The organism is Mesorhizobium sp. M1004 (genome assembly GCF_040318795.1).
GTDB lineage: Bacteria > Pseudomonadota > Alphaproteobacteria > Rhizobiales > Rhizobiaceae > Mesorhizobium.
The window spans coordinates 82,810-97,069 of sequence record NZ_JAMYNB010000011.1 but is presented as its reverse complement, the minus strand read 5'-3'; the positions used below and the strand labels follow the sequence as shown (position 1 = coordinate 97,069).

General features: G+C 62.8%; 15 protein-coding genes and 1 pseudogene. 5 read left to right on the top strand and 11 right to left on the bottom strand.

All coding sequences use genetic code 11. From position 1 onward, the window contains the following. Positions 1 to 810 carry an MBL fold metallo-hydrolase gene (locus NKH54_RS22515; RefSeq protein WP_023688471.1) on the top strand — a complete coding sequence of 270 codons (810 nt, stop codon included), beginning with the start codon at positions 1 to 3 and terminating at the stop codon, positions 808 to 810. A 23-nt stretch (positions 811 to 833) separates the two neighbouring features. Here NKH54_RS22515 and NKH54_RS22510 read toward each other — a convergent pair whose 3' ends face one another. Continuing rightward, positions 834 to 1,583, bottom strand: a complete 750-nt coding sequence (locus tag NKH54_RS22510; protein WP_353028900.1) for a GNAT family N-acetyltransferase — start codon at positions 1,581 to 1,583, stop codon at positions 834 to 836. 314 nt (positions 1,584 to 1,897) lie between these two features. On the opposite strand from NKH54_RS22510, the gene NKH54_RS22505 reads away from it, so the two are divergent. Beyond that, complete coding sequence (locus tag NKH54_RS22505; RefSeq protein ID WP_353028899.1) at positions 1,898 to 2,464, top strand: hypothetical protein; 567 nt, start codon at positions 1,898 to 1,900, stop codon at positions 2,462 to 2,464. Positions 2,465 to 2,960: 496 nt separating this feature from the next. Here NKH54_RS22505 and NKH54_RS22500 read toward each other — a convergent pair. The 8 genes and pseudogenes from NKH54_RS22500 to NKH54_RS22465 all read right to left on the bottom strand — a co-directional run. Beyond that, a pseudogene (locus NKH54_RS22500) lies at positions 2,961 to 3,860 on the bottom strand (translation factor GTPase family protein); the annotation flags it as partial. Between the two features lie 41 nt (positions 3,861 to 3,901). Further along, positions 3,902 to 4,822 carry an alpha/beta fold hydrolase gene (locus NKH54_RS22495; protein ID WP_353029032.1) on the bottom strand — a complete coding sequence of 307 codons (921 nt, stop codon included), beginning with the start codon at positions 4,820 to 4,822 and terminating at the stop codon, positions 3,902 to 3,904. 52 nt (positions 4,823 to 4,874) lie between these two features. Continuing rightward, positions 4,875 to 5,666: a DUF8605 domain-containing protein gene (locus NKH54_RS22490; protein ID WP_353028898.1), complete on the bottom strand. Its 792-nt coding sequence runs from the start codon at positions 5,664 to 5,666 to the stop codon at positions 4,875 to 4,877. A 91-nt stretch (positions 5,667 to 5,757) separates the two neighbouring features. Further along, positions 5,758 to 6,534 carry a pyrroline-5-carboxylate reductase gene (locus NKH54_RS22485; RefSeq protein ID WP_353028897.1) on the bottom strand — a complete coding sequence of 259 codons (777 nt, stop codon included), beginning with the start codon at positions 6,532 to 6,534 and terminating at the stop codon, positions 5,758 to 5,760. Between the two features lie 23 nt (positions 6,535 to 6,557). After that, positions 6,558 to 7,436 (bottom strand): aldose 1-epimerase family protein, encoded by an 879-nt coding sequence (locus NKH54_RS22480; protein WP_353028896.1) that lies wholly within the window; start codon positions 7,434 to 7,436, stop codon positions 6,558 to 6,560. A 174-nt stretch (positions 7,437 to 7,610) separates the two neighbouring features. Continuing rightward, the gene (locus tag NKH54_RS22475) at positions 7,611 to 8,327 is read right to left on the bottom strand and encodes a Bax inhibitor-1/YccA family protein (RefSeq protein ID WP_352597257.1); all 717 of its coding nucleotides are present in this window, start codon (positions 8,325 to 8,327) and stop codon (positions 7,611 to 7,613) included. 38 nt (positions 8,328 to 8,365) lie between these two features. After that, entirely contained in the window at positions 8,366 to 9,142 is a 777-nt protein-coding gene (locus NKH54_RS22470; protein ID WP_353028895.1) for an anti-sigma factor family protein, read from the bottom strand. After that, the gene (locus NKH54_RS22465; protein WP_502907559.1) at positions 9,139 to 9,672 is read right to left on the bottom strand and encodes a sigma-70 family RNA polymerase sigma factor; all 534 of its coding nucleotides are present in this window, start codon (positions 9,670 to 9,672) and stop codon (positions 9,139 to 9,141) included. The genes NKH54_RS22470 and NKH54_RS22465 overlap by 4 nt, the downstream gene beginning before the upstream one ends. Positions 9,673 to 9,847: 175 nt before the next feature. Between NKH54_RS22465 and NKH54_RS22460 the strand changes: the two genes are divergently transcribed. The 3 genes from NKH54_RS22460 (at position 9,848) to mazG (ending at position 12,504) form a co-directional block, all read left to right on the top strand. Continuing rightward, complete coding sequence (locus tag NKH54_RS22460; RefSeq protein ID WP_353028893.1) at positions 9,848 to 10,285, top strand: DUF3592 domain-containing protein; 438 nt, start codon at positions 9,848 to 9,850, stop codon at positions 10,283 to 10,285. Between the two features lie 129 nt (positions 10,286 to 10,414). After that, the gene (locus NKH54_RS22455; RefSeq protein WP_353028892.1) at positions 10,415 to 11,599 is read left to right on the top strand and encodes an amino acid aminotransferase; all 1,185 of its coding nucleotides are present in this window, start codon (positions 10,415 to 10,417) and stop codon (positions 11,597 to 11,599) included. An 80-nt stretch (positions 11,600 to 11,679) separates the two neighbouring features. Next, positions 11,680 to 12,504, top strand: a complete 825-nt coding sequence (gene mazG / locus NKH54_RS22450) for a nucleoside triphosphate pyrophosphohydrolase (RefSeq protein ID WP_353028891.1) — start codon at positions 11,680 to 11,682, stop codon at positions 12,502 to 12,504. A gap of 6 nt (positions 12,505 to 12,510) precedes the next feature. Here the strand turns inward: mazG and hflX are convergent, their stop codons facing one another. Together hflX and hfq are read right to left on the bottom strand one after the other, a co-directional pair. Further along, complete coding sequence (gene hflX, locus NKH54_RS22445) at positions 12,511 to 13,902, bottom strand: GTPase HflX (protein ID WP_353028890.1); 1,392 nt, start codon at positions 13,900 to 13,902, stop codon at positions 12,511 to 12,513. Continuing rightward, positions 13,903 to 14,148, bottom strand: coding sequence for an RNA chaperone Hfq (gene hfq / locus NKH54_RS22440; RefSeq protein WP_006202172.1), 246 nt, complete (start codon positions 14,146 to 14,148; stop codon positions 13,903 to 13,905). It lies immediately after the preceding gene. Positions 14,149 to 14,260: the final 112 nt, after the last annotated feature.

Genomic DNA, 14,260 nt, shown 5'->3' with positions numbered 1-14,260 from the left:
ATGAGCGACCGGCTGCGCCTCACCATCCTCGGCTGCGGCTCGTCACCTGGCACGCCGCGCATCACCGGCGATTGGGGCAATTGCGACCCGGCCAATCCGAAAAACCGGCGTACACGCTCAGCCGCGCTCGTCGAGCGGATAGCAGCCAACGGCGCCAGAACCACGGTCGTCATCGACACCGGGCCTGATTTCCGTGAGCAGATGCTGATGGCGGCGGTCCGGCGCATCGACGCCGTGGTCTATACGCATCCGCACGCCGACCACATCCACGGCATCGACGATCTGCGCGGCTACGTGCTGGAGCAGCGCCATTTGATCGATGTCCATGCCGACCAGCCGACCATGCTCAGGCTGCGCGAAGCGTTCGGCTATTGCTTCGAGACGCCGTTTGGCAGTTCCTATCCGCCGATCGTCAGGCCGCACATCATCGATCACGCAAGGGCGGTGACGATCGAAGGCGAGGGCGGTGCCCTCACCCTCGAGCCGCTGCCGCAGATCCATGGCGACATCATTTCGCTCGGCTTCCGCATCGGCGGGCTGGCCTACTGCCCCGATATAAGCGACTTCCCGGATGCCACCGCCGAGCGGCTGCGCGGCCTGGAAATGCTGGTCATCGATGCCTTGCAGTACCATACCCATCCCAGTCATCTGTCGCTCGGTCAGGCGCTTGGCTGGATTGAAAAACTGGCGCCGAAACAGGCCGTGCTGACGCATATGCATGTGCCGCTCGACTATGCCACGGTGAAGGCCGAGGTGCCGGCCAACGTCACTCCGGCCTATGACGGCATGGTGATCGAAATTCCTTTATGAGACAGCATGATACGAGCAGATCTTTATAAGGACGTTCGGTTCTTCGGCGCGAAGATCAGCAGCGTTCCAATCCGCTCATAGCCCATGCGGGGATAAAGCAGCGCTCCGGCACGCGTCGCCAACAGCATCGAGCACCGCGACCCATGCGCTTTGTCGTCATGCAGCATTTTGGCCATCAGCGCCTGGCCGATGCCTCGACGCTCGACAAACATTGCCGAGCACCATGTGGCGCCGACGGCGTCTATGCTGCGCACACGCCCGACGATGGCGTCGCCATCGAGCGCCACATACTGGCGAAACGGCGCATCGTCGCCGAGTTGATCGTCTGGAAGTGGCCGCCTGCGTATGACCTTTCCCAGTTGTGCAGCGCGTTCAGCCGTCCTCACGCGTTCGATAGACACGATTGCTGGCGGGTCTGGAATTTGGCGCAGCGACTGGATGAAAAAGCCTTCCGTCCGCAGCAGCCGGTAGCCGAGCGCCTTGTAGGCCGTTCGCGTTGGTTCGTCCGGGCCGTCATTCGCGATCACGACCGAAACGGCAAAGCCCGGCCGCGCATGCTGCCGCACGATAGCATCGGCTTCCTCGGCGGCGACGTCATGGACGATCCATTCTTCGCCACGGTAGTCGCGTGCATTCTTGCGCTCGGCATCGCGCATCAGCCACAAGGGTCCGACGCGGCTGGCTTCGTATGGAAAGGTGCGGCTCTTGTCGGTGCTGAAGCCGTGCACGAACACTTCGATCGCCGCTTCGATGTCACGCTTTCCTGTCGTCATCGACACAGCGTAGCGTTGGCCAACGGCTCATGCCAAGCCCTATGAAAGTCCGCGTCCTTTCCCAGCTGCAGCCTGATGCATAAGTTCCATAATCTATCTTATGCGACCTTCATATGTGGCTGCTGCTTCCATTAGCGGCGTGCCAATATACGCCCTGCTGACTGAGATGCAGGCCGGCGGCTCACTGGGCGGTCACCATCCCATGGTTGCGATACAACGCATGATTCGCCGACAACGTCCCAAGGGGTACCCTCAGAGGCATCCATCTGCCAGCGATCTGGCCTGCTGACGCGCGGTTCGTATAGCTTCCCCGAATGGAATCGTTCCCGGAGGTCATCACTCACAACTACGATCCCCGTCGAGGACCGTGCAGAAACATTTGCGAGCTGTCCGAAGAGCAGGCAGAACGGGTTCTTGACGAGATCAGAGCGTCTGGGCTGCGCGCTATCAAAGCAAACTACTTGGAGAGGCGACGATTAACGGAGGAATGGCTCATTCGAGAACGGCGCCGACTGCTTGGGCCCACGAAGCTAGAGCGTCCGGTCTATTTCTTTCTTGGCGACTTTGCCGACGGCAAAGACCCGTCACGGCCAAGCTCACTCGTTATTCGACTGCGAGAGTTCCCACCGGAGACGCTCACTTTCACCTATCCGGACAGCATGGCAAGTCTTCCGATCGCGACGCGTGACGATCTTCGCCCCCAACGAAAGCGATACCACGGGCAAGTGTTTACTCTTGGTGTGGCCGAATTTGGGATGCCCGGTGAGCGCTGGAAGAGCGATCCAACGATGAAGTATGACAAGTTCATCGAGGTGCAGGTATGGGATGATCGCCTCATTAACGAGCGGCTGCTTCAGGTCGATTCCCCCCTCTCCCCTTAGCGATTGGGATGGCGCCTTTCGCAAAGGCCTCGACTTTCCTGCTCGACCGGCCCGCGCCGGGATAACGAACAGGAGCGTCATCCCGAAAAGCTTTCCAGGAGGCCGCTGAAGGCTGCTGCGATTGCAACAAGATGGAAGACGCCAAGGGCCAGCCATCTGGAGCCGCCGGCGCCCGCACAAATGCCCCATAGGCAGCAGACTGCAGCGCAGCCAATCCGATGGAAAGGCTGGTGATCGTTGTGTTGGTCAAAAGCGTTGCCAGCATGGGGACCGGATAGAGAAGTCGCGCCAGCACATAGTCGCCATGCCCGGCCCCGGCCGAATAGAGCGCCAGGAAAAAGGTGACCGGCGGCCAGCATGGGGACCGGATAGAGAAGTCGCGCCAGCACATAGTCGCCATGCCCGGCCCCGGCCGAATAGAGCGCCAGGAAAAAGGTGACCGGCGTGACGCCGAGGCCGACAAGGAACCCTGCCCGCGAGGAGAATTTTGGCGACGTCATCTGGCCATGGCCATGGCGGCCGGTGGGTCGCCGCCGGGTGGCAGTGGTACGGGAGCGTATCCGGAATAGTCGGCGCGCAGGCGTGCCAGTCCGTTCGAACAGGACCGGAGCGCATCCTCCAGCATGAACATGTTCGCGAGCGGCATTGTCGCTTTGACAACGACGACCACGCCGCTGATTTCCCGACTCCGGATCAGGCCCCGGCGGCTGTGCAGTGCGGCGATGATTTTGTCGACATAGGCCGCCGACGTGTTCACCTCGACTTGCATGATCGGCTCGAAGAGCTGCACGCCCAGCTTGGGAGCGGCTTCACGGAAGCAGGCTCGGCCGGCGATCTCGAAAGTCAGGGGCGAGGAATCAGTATCGTGATACGCGCCGTCGATCAGCGTTGCCTTCACGCCAAGCATCGGGAAGCCAGCAAACGGGCCTGAAGACAGAATGTTCCGCAGCCCCTTTTCGACGCCCGCAACATATTCGTTCGGAAGCGCACCGTCGGCGACCTTGGACCCGAAGACGAAGTCCCAGCTACCGCCATTCGGCTCGAACGCAATCTTGACGCGGGCGAACTGACCCGTACCACCGGACTGCTTATTGTGCGTGTAGTCCTGCTCGTGCTTACGGGTGATCGTCTCGCGATACGCTACCTTGGGCGCGCCGACATTCACCTCAATGCGAGACTCGCGGCGCAGGTGGTCGATGACTATGTCGAGGTGGAGTTCGTCCCTGCCGGCGACGATCGTCTGGCCCGATTCCGCATCCTGCTTGACGTGCAACCAGGGATCCTCGTCCGCCAGCTTCGACAAGGCAGTAGCTAGCTTCTCCTGATCCGCCCGCGACTTCGGCTCGATCGCGATTTGCAGCAGAGGCCAGGGCGCGGCAGACTTTTCCATCATGACGCCATGGTTGCAGATCGATCCGATGACCGCAACGGAGGGGTCTACGCCCGGCCGGCCGCCCTGCCCGTCCCTTTCGCTTCCTGACTGTGGACGCGCGCCAGAAAATCGCGCACCAGCGGAAGCGCCTCATCGAAATGGGTTTCGAGCAACCAGTGGCCGGCGCCGCCGATGAGATGAAGTTCTGCTTCCGGCAAATCGCGCTGGTAGGCATGCGCGGATTGCGCCGGCATGTAACCATCCTCGGGACCCCAAACGATGAGCGTCGGAGGTTGGTGCTCGCGCAGAAAGCTCTGATAGCGGGGGAACCAGCCGAGGTTCGCCTCCAACTTCTCCATCAGGTTGACCGCGAGCCGCCGGCGGATCGGCGTGTCCATCAAAGGCCAGTGGAGTTTCCAAAGATCGGGAGGCACGCGCTCGGCTACAGCGTCATCCACCTCTCCGACAAACTCGTGCCGGAAGCCCTCCTCGCTTACCGCCTCTTCCAACGGCCGATGCTTTTCGGGCGTCTTCTCATTCCAATAGGCTTTTATGGCGGCGTATTTCGGCCCGAGAACGTCCTCGTAGATGTCACCGTTCTGGATAATGAGTGCGGCGATGCGCTCGGGATGTGCGATGGCGTGGCGCAGTCCGATCTGAGAGGCATAATCGTGCAGCCAGAGAGCATAGCGCGACATGCCGAGCGCATCGCCGAAAGCTGTCAGAAACCCGGCATAGGCATCGAAATCATAGCCAAAAACCGACATTTCGGGCGTGGCGCTGTAGCCAAAGCCGGGAAAGTCCGGCGCGAATGTATGCCAGCGATCGGCAAGTGCCGGCATCAACCTTCGGAATTGATAGGACGAGCACGGATAGCCGTGCGGCAGCAGGAGGACGGGAGCATCAGGCGGGCCGTCTTCGCGATAGAAGATGCTGTTTCCGTCAACGTCGATCCGGCGATGTTGCAATTCTACCTCCTTGCTCAAAGCTTGCCCGCCACTTTGTTTACGGCGCTCCGGCAAGAAGGTTCCCTTGAAGTCAGGGCGTGACGGCTTCCGGCTCTCCATTGCCCGACAGGATCTGCAGCGTTCCGCGTGTGGCGTTGCGGAACGCATCGTCGAAACTGACGCCACGTACCTGCCAGCGATACTCCTTATGCTTGAAGCTGAGCCGCCAGTCGCCGACCCAGCCCAGCGCTTCCTGGCGCCATACCAAAGTGCCGGCAAGCAGGGCGTCCCCATCCAGCGTGTTGGCCACGTCGGCGAGCGCGACGTCGGACGGCCGAGGCAACTCCAGCGGCAAACCGGTCCGGTGCGCCGCGTCCGCCAGCGCAACGCGCATATCCGCCGCAAGCTCGCCGCCGCCATCGCGCACCAGCGTGAAGCCGTCGCCTTTCATCGGCCTTACATCCAGCAGTGCGACGATTTTTGGCCGCGGCACCGTCCACGGTTTGCGCCCGAGCGACGCCAGCAAGGCATCGATCTTGTCCGGGTCGAAATCGGCGGTGATGTAATGCGGCCGGTCGTGGGTGCCCTGCTCGTCATGCGGCGGGCGGTTGTTGAGCAGGTCGCGGTAGCCGACACCAGTGACATAGTCGGCTGCGTGCCGGCTCATGTCCGCAACACGCGGGTCGCCGATCAGCCGCGGGTCGCCGGAAACCTTGACCAGCACCTCTTCAAGGCACGGCGCCAGGCCCCACGCCCGGTTCTCCTCGCCAGTGCCGCTGGTCACCGATTGCGCGCGGTAGAGGCTGGCGCGGTCGATGTCGGCGGCGGCGACCGGAAAGACAATCAGCATAGCCAGCACCGCTGTCACAAAGCCCAATTTCAAGCATCCAGGCATCCTCCGACCCTCCCGAACGGTCCGGAACATCCGGTGGAGCCATACTCCTGATCATCAGGGAATTTCAAGGTACCGCCCATCAAGGCGTATCGCCGACGATGCGCCGGTGTACGCCGTCCAGGCTCTCGGTGAGCGCCTCGAACACGTTTCGCGCCGTGAGTTCGCGAAGAACCTGTTCGTTGATGCCGCCGCGCGTCGCATAGTCCTGCGCCAGATGCATGAAGTCGGCATCCGGCGACATATCAGGAGCGCATCCCAAGGCTTTGAAAAGCGAGGCGATGTAATCGCGCCCCTTCCCTTCCTCCACGCCATTCCTGTTGAGCCAGCTGTTAATCGTATCGAGATATCTAAAGTAGCTGGCATAGGTTGCGGTGGCCACGCTCAACGCGTTGAATTCGGCTGGGTTCTCGACCTCGATCACTTTCCCCAGATTGCCGAACAAGGCAGCGACAGGGGCATCCGGCGGGCAGATGATCGTTGCCTCCAGCCGGTGGGCGATCATCGGCATGGGCAGCGCTTTCGTCACCTGGTGCGCGGGTGCGGTCAAGCGGGCAATCTCCTCGCGCGGCAGCGTGGCGATCAAGCTGATGAGGTGATGCTCGCGCCGAAACCGCAAACCCGGCAGGACGTCATGCGCAATTTGCGGCCGGACAGCCAGCATGACTAGGTCGCATTGATCGAGAACCGCCTGATTGTCATCAGCGATACGCACATCCGGATAACGGGCTGCCAGCTCTGCGGCGATCTCTTCATTGCGCGGCGACAGCAGCACGGAGACGGAGTTATCCGCGACGGATTTGAGCCCGCTGACAATGGCCGCTGTAAGGGCACCCGTGCCGATGAAGCCAAGTTTCATCGCGCCTGTCTCTGGTTCATCGGTCACAGTGGCGCATGGTAGAGCCGTAACTGATAGCTCAGCACACGCTTTTCACCGGGCGCGATCAGCCTCACGCCCGGCTTGTCCGCGAACTCGCCATCGAAATCGACGGGGCTGGCAAGCCCGTGCCAGGGTTCGATGCACAGGAACGGAGCGCCGCCCGGCTTCGACCAGATGCCCAATTCCCTAAAACCCTGCCACGACATCTCGATCGCCGCACCGTTACGGGCGGCATAGCGCACGCTGGTGCTGGCCGGCCGGTCGAGGATCACGGCGTCTGCCTCGAACAGCTGTTCGGAAAGCGCCAGCGTTTTGCCTTCGATGGGCGTCGGCTGTGGTGCAGCCACCACCAGGCCATCCTTCAGCCGGCGGATCGGCGCCGGCTCGTTCTGGGCAAAGGTCAGGTGGTAGTCTGTCTTGGCGAGCCCCGGCTGCAATGGCCAATTGAAAGCCGGATGTGCACCGATGGAGGCTGGCAGCGTCTCGTCGCCGGTGTTGGCAATCTCGAAGCTCACACCAAGTTCGCGACGCTCGAGCGTGTAGGTGATGGCAAGGCAAAAGGCGAACGGATAGCGCGTGCGTGTATCGGCATCGTCGGTCAACACCAGCGTGCAGGATCGGGGGCTCGCGTCAGCCCACACAAATGGCTTGTCGCGGGCAAATCCGTGCTGCGTCAGGGGATAGACCCGGCCCCGATGGCGAAGCTGGTCCCCCTTCAGCCGGCCGACGATCGGAAACAGCACCGGCGAATGCCGCCGCCATTCCGGCCCGGCCTGCCACAAAAACTCCAGACCCTCGGCATTGCGCAAGGAGACGAGCTCGGCCCCCTGCCCGACAATGGTCGCCGAAATGCCGTCGCCGTGAAGCGTCACTTGTTCCATGCGTTCTCGCGGAAAGCTGCGTGCGAGCGGCAGGTTAGCAAAAGCCCGCATGGACTCAAGGGCGCAGCGACATCGCGCTGATAGCGGAGCGATGTCTCCACGGCAAAACGACAGTGGCCGGAGATTCTCCTCCGGCCACTGCGAGATCGAGATTGTTGTCCTGCTACGGTTCGACTATTCGCGCTCGCCGGTGAAATTCAGCAACAGCTGGAAGATGTTGACGAAGTTCAGGTACAGCGACAGCGCGCCGAAGACGGCGAGCTTCTGCTGCGATTCCGCGTCGAAATTCTCCGCATACTGTTCCTTGATCGTCTGCGTGTCCCAGGCGGTCAGGCCGATAAAGACGGCAATGCCGATCACCGAGATGGCGAACTGCAGCGCGGTCGAGCCAAGGAAGATGTTGACGACGCTGGCGATCACCACGCCGATCAGGCCCATGATCAGGAAGGACGAGAACTGGGTCAGGTCGCGCTTGGTCGTGTAGCCGTAGAGGCTGGTGGCGCCGAACATGGTGGCGGTGATGAAGAAGGTGCGCGCGATGCTGGTGCCGGTAAAGACCAGGAACACCGAAGCCAGCGACAGGCCCATCACCGCGCAGAAGGCCCAGAACATCGCCTGGGCACTCGCCGCCGACATCGTCTGCATCTTGAACGAGAACAGCAGCACGAAGGCGAGTGGCGCCAGCATTACCACCCATTTCAGCGGGCTGGAAAAGATCGGCACGTAGAGGGCCGGCGTCGAAGCGACCACCATGGCGACGATGCCGGTGACGACGAGGCCGATGCCCATGTAGTTATAGACACGCAGCATGTGGCTGCGCAGGCCCTCGTCATAGACGGTGCCGGCGCGCGCGCCAGTGCCCATGCGGTATCCGAGGTCAGGGGTATTCATGCGGGTTCTCCTTATGTGGTCTCAGTAAAGCGTCTGGATCAGTAAAGTGTCTTGGCAAGCGTCTCGGCGGCGCGGTCGAGGTCGTGGACATCGCTGCGCGCGACGACCGCGTACGCGACCTCGCCGATCTGGAAATAGGCAGAGGAGATGTCGCCGGAGGGCGCGATGGCAGGCTTGACCACGTCGAAGGTTCCGGGCCGGATCGCAAACAGCGAGACCAGCCCCATATCCTTCGTCTCCAGCGCCACCTCGACGCTCGGCCCGAAGCGCGACGGATAGATCTGCACGTCGCGGACCTTCCAGTCCTTGGGCAGCGATGGCATGACGATTGCGGTGGCGGCGCGGATTTCGTCGCCATTGTAGTTGGGCGCCTCCAGTTGCGAGGGCATCGCCTCGCGCATGAGCGTCGTCTTGTGCGCCCGGATCGCTTCTTCGACATAGACGGGCGGCGGCGGTGAGGCTACCACTTTGGTCACCAGCAGCGGTCCGAAGAGGCCGTTCGCCAGCCAGCCGGCAGCGACAAAGACGGCGACCGCCGCCGCCCGCTGCAGCACGGCGAAGACACGGCGACTGGCCAGCCCCCTGCCCAGCCGGCGCGCGACTTCAGTCGGCGCCGGCCGCGCCATGCCTGTGCACGCGGCCAGCGCCAGACGCAGTTCGTCGCGCGTCCTCAAGTCGGACATCACCCGCGCCGCAGCCTCCGGACGAGCCGACAGGAACGCCTCGACCTCGATGCGGCGCGCGACATCCAGCTGGTCGTCGACATAAGAATCGAGATCGGTATCGGTCACCGGGTCCCGCAACAGGTCGGTCATGACGGGTCTCCCACGATCCTCAGATGGCTTTTGGCCGGCGAAGGTGCAGCGTTTTCCATCTCGCGCAGTGCTGCGCGCGCCCTGCCGATGCGCGACATCAGCGTGCCCAGCGGCACCCCGCTGGCGTCGGCGGCCTGCTGGTAGGAAAGGCCCTCGATTGCCACCAGATGCAGCGCCGAACGCTGCTCCTCCGGCAGATGGAAAAAGGCCTCGCGCACCTGCGCCAGTCGCACGGAATGTTCCTGCGGCGCCGGCGTGCTGGCGGGAGTAAGATGAAAGGCCTGCTCGACGCGCACCGCTTCCGACCGGCGCGAGCGCATCTTGTCGATGAAAGCGTTGTGGACGATCGACAGCAGCCATGCCCGCAGATTGCCGCCCGAGCGGAATGTGTCGCGCCGCTCGTAGGCGCGCACCAGCGCATCGTGCACCAGATCCTCGGCGTCAGTGCGGTCGCGCGTCAGCGAGCGTGCGTAGCGCCTGAGCGAACCCAGCTGTCCGACAATATCGAAGCGTGGCATCGACCGTTTCATGCCCTGTTTACGAAACAGGCGGGGATCTTAATCCATCGCCACTAAACTTTTTTGCGTCGCCACAATAGGCATCATGCAATCAGAAGTCCGCTTCGCAATCACCCCATCTCCCGCGCGGCAGATGTTTGCTCTATGATGACGATCTAGCCTTCTCCGTCGTTGCCGGGAGCAAAAGATGGCCAATGGTAGTCGTGTAACGGGTTTTGCGGCGCTGCCGGTCGTCGGCAGGGTGTTCATCATGTTTGGCATTGTCGGACTGATCGCTTCCGGCGTGCTGGCCATCGTCGAGATGTACGGCCCTCGTACCGCTTCGGCGACAGGCAGGATTGTCGCCGCCGAATACAATCCCCGCATCGAGTTCTCGACCGCCGACGGCACCGTCATCCGCTTCAACAATGCCGTCCACAGCTCGTTCTGGGGTGATGGCGACAGCGTCCCTGTCGCTTACGACCCAACCAATCCGCAAAATGCCTCGGTCGACAGCTTCGCCGGACGCTGGTTCCTTGCCGGGCTGGCCGGCATGCTCGGCGGTTTCTCCCTACTGACCGGCATCGGTCTCGCCGTGATTGGACGGGTGCTTATCCGGCGGATTGGAATGAACCCGTCGCCATAGCCGCCGACCCCTGCCGTACAGACAAAGCTTGGCGTAACGGTCCAGCACGCTAGCGGACTGGCGCAAGTGGAAGCACTGGCGAAACGCGGCCGCTTTGCGTATTACTCCGCCGCCATTGGAGCCGTATTGATGTTCGAGACCCTGCAACCTGCCCCGGCTGACAAGATCATCGCCTTGATCGGCCTCTATCGCGCCGATCCGCGCCCCGGCAAGATCGATCTCGGCGTCGGCGTCTACAAGGACCGCGACGGCAGGACGCCGGTCATGCGCGCCCTGCGCGAGGCCGAGAAGCGGTTGCTGCAGGGCCAGGACACCAAGACCTATCTCGGCCTTGCCGGCGACACCGGCTTCAACACGGCGATGGTCAAGCTGGCCTTCGGCCCCGCCGCCGACATGACGCGCATCCGCGCCGCACAGGCGCCGGGCGGTTCGGGCGCGCTGCGGCTGGTGGCGGAGCTGTTGAAGCGGACCCGCCCCGACGCAACCGTCTGGCTGTCGGACCCGACATGGCCGAACCACCCGCCGGTGATGCGCGGGGCCGGCCTCAAGGTGCGCGATTATCCCTATTTCGATGCCGCTTCCGGCGCGGTGCGCTTCGACGAGATGCTGGCAACGCTTGGCGCAGCCGAGCCCGGCGATATCGTGCTGCTGCATGGCTGCTGCCATAACCCGACCGGCGCCAATCTCGATATCGCGCAATGGGCCAGCGTCGCCGATCTTGTCGTCGAGCGCGGGCTGTTGCCCTTTGTCGACATTGCCTATCAGGGCTTTGGCGAAGGCCTCGACGCCGATGCCGCCGGCTTGCGCCTTCTCGCGGGCAAGGTGCCTGAAATGGTCGTTGCCTCGAGCTGCTCGAAGAACTTTGCCGTCTACCGCGACCGCGTTGGCGCGGCGATGATCCTGGCGAAGGATAGCGCGCAAGCCGATGTGGCGATGAGCCAGATGCTGGCGGCGGCGCGCGCCATGTATTCGATGCCGCCGGACCACGGCGCCGCCGCCGTGCGCATGGTGCTGGAAGATGATGGCCTTCGCGCCGACTGGGAGGCGGAGCTGGAGGAGATGCGGCTGCGCATGCTGAGGCTGCGGGTCCAGTTCGCCGACGCGCTGCGCCGGCAGTCCAACTCCGACCGCTTCGACTTCACCGCCAGCCATCGCGGCATGTTTTCCAGGCTTGGCCTGACCGAGGCGCAAGTCGAGCGGCTGCGTGCCGAGTATGGCGTCTACATGGTCGGCGACAGCCGCATCAACGTTGCCGGCCTGCCCGAGGACGGCATGGATGACCTCGCCAAGGCGGTTGTGTCGGTACTCGGCTGATACGGCTGAGCTGTGGACAAGGTCAGGCCGCCAGCTGACAGCGTTGGCCGCACGACAGGCAGCGGGATAGCATTCGCCGCATGAAACCTTCGCGCGACATTTCCCGGCTGATCGAGATCATGGCGGCGCTCAGGGCGCCGAAGACCGGCTGTCCCTGGGACATCGAGCAGGATTTCTCGACCATCGCACCCTATACGATCGAGGAAGCCTACGAGGTGGCGGACGCCATTGCGCGCGGCGATCTCGACGATCTGCGCGACGAATTAGGCGACCTCCTGCTGCAGGTCGTCTACCACGCGCAGATGGCGCAGGAGACCGGCGACTTCGCCTTTGGCGATGTGGTCGAGGCCATCACCACCAAGATGATCCGGCGCCATCCGCATGTCTTCGGCGACGAGAAGGCGCGCTACGCCGGCATGGCCAAGGGCATGTGGGAAAAGATCAAGGCGCAGGAGAAGGCTGAAAAGCGAAGTGCGCGCCTCGCCCGCGGCCTCGACCCCGAAGACAATGGCAAGGGGTTCCTGGACAGCGTGCCCGTCGCCCTGCCCGCTTTGACGCGGGCGCTGAAGCTGCAGGAAAAGGCTGCCCGTGTCGGTTTCGACTGGAGCGAGGCAGCACCCATCCTCGACAAGATCGAGGAAGAGATCGGCGAATTGCGCGAGGCGCTGGCCAAGGGCGAAACGGCGGAGATCAAGGACGAGTTCGGCGACATGCTGTTCGCCGTCGTCAATCTGGGGCGTCACCTCAAGCTCGATTCGGAAGCGGCGCTGAGCGGCACCAACGAAAAGTTCCGCACACGCTTTCACTATGTCGAGCGCGCCATCGATGCCACGGGAAGCACGCTCGAAAAAGCCACGCTGGACGAGATGGAAGCGCTCTGGCAGCAGGCCAAGAGCGCGAAATAATCAGGCTTACTCTCTGTTTTTGCGGTGCAATCGGCTTTCGATCTCACGCCGCGCGCTGTGCGTGGCCTTGAGTGCGATGGTTGCGCTGCCATCCTCATTGTCTACCCGCGAAACGACGTCGCCATTGCGGTAGAGCCAGTCGACAAGGCCGAACTGCGCCGGTTCGATCGTCACCGTCAATTCCTCCAGTTCGCCCGACATCCTGGTCTCGATCAGCGCCTTCAGCGCATCGATGCCTTCGCCGGTGACGGCCGAGATGGCGATCGGCGGCGCCTTGCTGGCGTCAGTGCCGTCGGCAAGCAGACGCTCGCGGTTGCCGTCGTCGAGCAGGTCGACCTTGTTCCACACTTCGACGACGCGCTTGGCATCGCCGGCATCGACGCCGAGATCGGCGAGAATGCGCTCGACGTCCTCGGCTTGCGCTGCGGTATCCGGATCTGAGATATCACGCAAATGGATGACCAGATCGGCCTCGACCACCTCTTCCAGCGTGGCGCGGAAGGCGGCGACCAGATGCGTCGGCAGGTCTGAAATGAAGCCGACTGTGTCCGACAGGATGATCGGCGTGCCGTGCGGCAGGCGCACGCGGCGCAGCGTCGGGTCGAGCGTGGCAAACAGCATGTCTTCGGCCAGCACGTCGGCCCCGGTCAGCCGGTTGAACAGCGTCGACTTGCCGGCATTGGTGTAGCCGACGATCGCCACCACCGGGAACGGCACCTTCTTGCGCTTGGCCCGGTGCAGGTCGCGGGTGCGGCGCACCGTTTCCAGCTCATGCTTGAGCTTGATGATTTTTTCCTGCAGCTGCCGCCGGTCCGATTCGATCTGGGTTTCGCCGGGGCCGCCGAGGAAGCCGGCTCCGCCGCGCTGGCGTTCTAGGTGGGTCCAGCTCCGCACCAGGCGGCCCTTCTGGTAGTTGAGATGGGCGAGTTCGACCTGCAGCGTGCCCTCCTTGGTCCGCGCGCGCTCGCCAAAAATCTCCAGGATCAACCCGGTGCGGTCGAGCACCTTGGCATTCATTTCTTTTTCGAGATTGCGCTGCTGCACCGGCGTCAGCGGATGGTCGACGATGACCACCTCCGCGTGACCCTCTTTGACGATCTCGGCGAATTCCGCGACCTTGCCGCTGCCGAGCAAGGTTGCCGGGCGTGGATCGTTGACGGTGACCACCGCCGTGTGGATCAGATCCAGGTTGATGGCGCGGGCAAGGCCGACCGCTTCGTCGTGGCGCGCATCCGCCGAACGCGTCAGCCGTGGACGGTTCGTTTCGTCATCGTTGCGCTGATGCCGGGAAAGCACCGGCACAATGACAACCGCCCGGGTCGGACCTGTGGCTTCCGTCCCGGAATTATGTGCTGGTTTCCCGCGGACGCCGCGGTCCGCGTCTTTTTCACGTGCCAATCAGGCGCCCTGGCTTTCCTCGCCATCGAACATCTGAACCGGCTGGCTCGGCATGATCGTGGAAATGGCATGCTTGTAGACGAGCTGGGAGTGGCCGTCACGGCGCAGCAGAACACAAAAATTGTCGAAGGAAGTGACCACGCCGGTCAGCTTGACGCCGTTGATGAGAAAGATGGTGAGTGGATTTTTGCTCTTGCGAACAGAATTCAGGAACAGGTCCTGAAGGTTTTGCGATCGTTCCGCCATTGTTCTTGTCTTTCGCCGATCCCCTTCGGTTTGCAGGCTAATGCGCCAAATTAGCGGGCACATGTCAAGCTTGCAAACACCCCCTTGTCGTCAGTAACGACAAGCAGAACGA

What these genes read in the sequence shown, in the direction of transcription:
- NKH54_RS22475 (WP_352597257.1), bottom strand. Translation starts at nt 8,327, where the DNA reads ATGAATACCCCTGACCTCGGATACCGCATGGGCACTGGCGCGCGCGCC.
- NKH54_RS22460 (WP_353028893.1), top strand. Translation starts at nt 9,848, where the DNA reads ATGGCCAATGGTAGTCGTGTAACGGGTTTTGCGGCGCTGCCGGTCGTC.
- NKH54_RS22455 (WP_353028892.1), top strand. Translation starts at nt 10,415, where the DNA reads ATGTTCGAGACCCTGCAACCTGCCCCGGCTGACAAGATCATCGCCTTG.
- NKH54_RS22505 (WP_353028899.1), top strand. Translation starts at nt 1,898, where the DNA reads ATGGAATCGTTCCCGGAGGTCATCACTCACAACTACGATCCCCGTCGA.
- hfq (WP_006202172.1), bottom strand. Translation starts at nt 14,148, where the DNA reads ATGGCGGAACGATCGCAAAACCTTCAGGACCTGTTCCTGAATTCTGTT.
- NKH54_RS22470 (WP_353028895.1), bottom strand. Translation starts at nt 9,142, where the DNA reads ATGACCGACCTGTTGCGGGACCCGGTGACCGATACCGATCTCGATTCT.
- NKH54_RS22465 (WP_502907559.1), bottom strand. Translation starts at nt 9,672, where the DNA reads ATGAAACGGTCGATGCCACGCTTCGATATTGTCGGACAGCTGGGTTCG.
- NKH54_RS22510 (WP_353028900.1), bottom strand. Translation starts at nt 1,583, where the DNA reads ATGACGACAGGAAAGCGTGACATCGAAGCGGCGATCGAAGTGTTCGTG.
- NKH54_RS22480 (WP_353028896.1), bottom strand. Translation starts at nt 7,436, where the DNA reads ATGGAACAAGTGACGCTTCACGGCGACGGCATTTCGGCGACCATTGTC.
- mazG (WP_353028891.1), top strand. Translation starts at nt 11,680, where the DNA reads ATGAAACCTTCGCGCGACATTTCCCGGCTGATCGAGATCATGGCGGCG.
- NKH54_RS22485 (WP_353028897.1), bottom strand. Translation starts at nt 6,534, where the DNA reads ATGAAACTTGGCTTCATCGGCACGGGTGCCCTTACAGCGGCCATTGTC.
- NKH54_RS22515 (WP_023688471.1), top strand. Translation starts at nt 1, where the DNA reads ATGAGCGACCGGCTGCGCCTCACCATCCTCGGCTGCGGCTCGTCACCT.